The sequence below is a fragment of the Moorena sp. SIO4A1 genome (assembly GCF_010672065.1).
Classification (GTDB): Bacteria; Cyanobacteriota; Cyanobacteriia; order Cyanobacteriales; family Coleofasciculaceae; genus Moorena.
This window is the reverse complement of sequence record NZ_JAAHHX010000340.1, coordinates 1-2,189: the sequence shown is the minus strand read 5'-3', so window position 1 is coordinate 2,189 and position 2,189 is coordinate 1. Positions and strand designations below refer to the sequence as shown.

General features: G+C 43.7%; 1 protein-coding gene and 1 pseudogene. Both read right to left on the bottom strand.

Going from position 1 to position 2,189, the window contains the following annotated elements:
* Nucleotides 1–315: 315 nt before the first annotated feature.
* Complete coding sequence (locus F6K53_RS38000) at nt 316–1,050, bottom strand: phycobilisome rod-core linker polypeptide (RefSeq protein WP_293084888.1); 735 nt, start codon at nt 1,048–1,050, stop codon at nt 316–318.
* 804 nt (nt 1,051–1,854) lie between these two features.
* A pseudogene (locus F6K53_RS37995) lies at nt 1,855–2,189 on the bottom strand (phycoerythrobilin:ferredoxin oxidoreductase); the annotation flags it as partial.

Here is a 2,189-nt window from a genome sequence, read left to right as displayed (position 1 = left end):
ACCTAGGAATGCTGTGTGTCAACCGGTTGGTTGGCTTTCGCCTGTCACTATTTACCCTTCAGGTAACTTTTATACAATGATGTCGAGCCTTTATTCGTTACATCTTGTTAAGAGTTTAAGATTTTTTTATGTCTGATTGCAACGGCAGATCAGAACTGGCTTGCTATGGTGACCCTGTGGATTCGCTCCACGTTGGTGCTGGAAGCCTCTTGGTTGATTACTTCCTGCTCAATACACAGCTCAGCTGTTTACTCCAGCTAATTGGTCTAGCCGTTGGCAGGTTAGTAACATTTCTTATCAAACCTACACTCACAGCTACAGACTGATAATACCCCAGGCCGCTAAGGCGATCGCAATTGTTCCCCCAAGTAAGACTACAGCCCCTGCCTTAGTGAGTACTCCTGCTACAAAGCGCACTGAGGCAGGAGGATAATAGGTTTTGAAACCAATTGGTTGGTGTTTGAAGTAACCCAGCTGTTGCAGTTGGGTGCGGTAGTCTTCCCCATAACGAGGCATCCGGGCAAAGGGTAGATCGCCTTGAGTACGCTGGGGTATGATCCGCCGCCGCTGATAAGGCACGGTGTCATCACCAAAGTTTTCGAGATACTCGTCGCTATCGAGCAGAGCATCAATAAAATTTTTTAACCCTTTGGTAGCCAGCACTATTGACCAAGCTAACTTCTCACGATCGTTGTAGACCTGACGCCCCAAGATGCGTTGTACACACATCTGGACAAAACGGTAGTTGTTGTTGGTCTGATAATTGCGCTGCCAAAAAGTTTCAGATGTTGCTAGACCACGAATGAACTCGCGCACGGTGATTTGACCAAATCTCAGCTGTGATTCTAAAAAGGTTTGGCGGTTGCTTTTGAGAATCTGTTGTTCATTAAAAATTTGACTATAGGCTGCCCTAATCAATTCATCCATTTCCGATGGAGAGAGAAGATTAGCTGTAGTGTATAGTTTAGGCTGCTCATCTCCAGGCACCTCATATCCAGCGACCCGCTGATTTTGGCTTGAGGGAGGATACTCTAGCAAAGGAATTGTCATTAATCACCTCTATGATCGTAAACCTCAGTCATCTAAGCATTCAGCCGTCAGCCGTCAGCCGTCAGTGGTCAGTCGTTGGCCAATGGCCACTCAAGTAGCTTGCACTATGGGCATAAGCTGTTCATGTAGCGTGCGCTATGGGCATCAACTCATAGCTAAAAGCTGATAGCTGATAGCTGATAGCTTACTCAGTTCTAATCACAAGATTAGGGGATTAGGTTCATACAAGCCTAACTTTTTTAAAGGTTCTTAATTAAAAGACATAATTTTTAATTTTAGCGACCTATGAAGTATTAAGTATTAAGTAAGCTTTTGCGCATTAAAACAACCTTGTTTTGATGCAAAGTACGAGTGGGGAGGGGCTGCATCAAGACAAGGATTTGAGATATTTTAAAAAAATTTGTTTCTGGCTACTGCTACGGTTTGGCGATCGCAGCGAGGGCAAAGGCTAAGATCTTGTACGTTTCCTTAAAGGCTCTAAAATTTAGGAGTATCGAGTCAGGAGCATCGAGTCATAATAAATGGAATCAAGATAAATTATTTCCCAGTTAATTGGCAATTCATCAGAGTTTTATGATAAGCTGTCAGCCGTCAGCCGTCAGCCGTCAGCCACAAGCCTTTAGCTAATAGCTGATAGCTGATAGCTTACGTTTTATCAACAATAAAATTCTGTATTATTCCCATCCATTTTGTAGTCATCAATTCTGTACTTTTGTCCTGACTTATGACTCGAAGATACTGACTCCTGACTCCTGAAAAAACTAACCACTTTCTTACATCGAACTGAGGTTAATTTTTAACATCCTAAGCTTCAGCCTTTGCCAGCTTCCGCTCTAGATCAAACAAGAAACCGTGGATGTACTCCTCAGTCCATTCACTGCCATAAAATCTCTGAAACATACCACGAGCTGGATCTTTTTCAGCACGATAACCCAGATAACGCAGTTGAGCTTCCTTGATGGCTTTGAGATGCTGGGAATCAGTAATTAGTTCTGCCTGATCCACAAAATCCAAGTAAGCTGTCAGATAGTCCTTGAAGGCAGCAAACACCCGATTTTCCACTACTTCGGTTTCCTTAGGGCGTGTCCACAGGAAAGCTGGGGAAAAGAACGGTGTTGCTTCCTCAGGAAAGTCTCCTC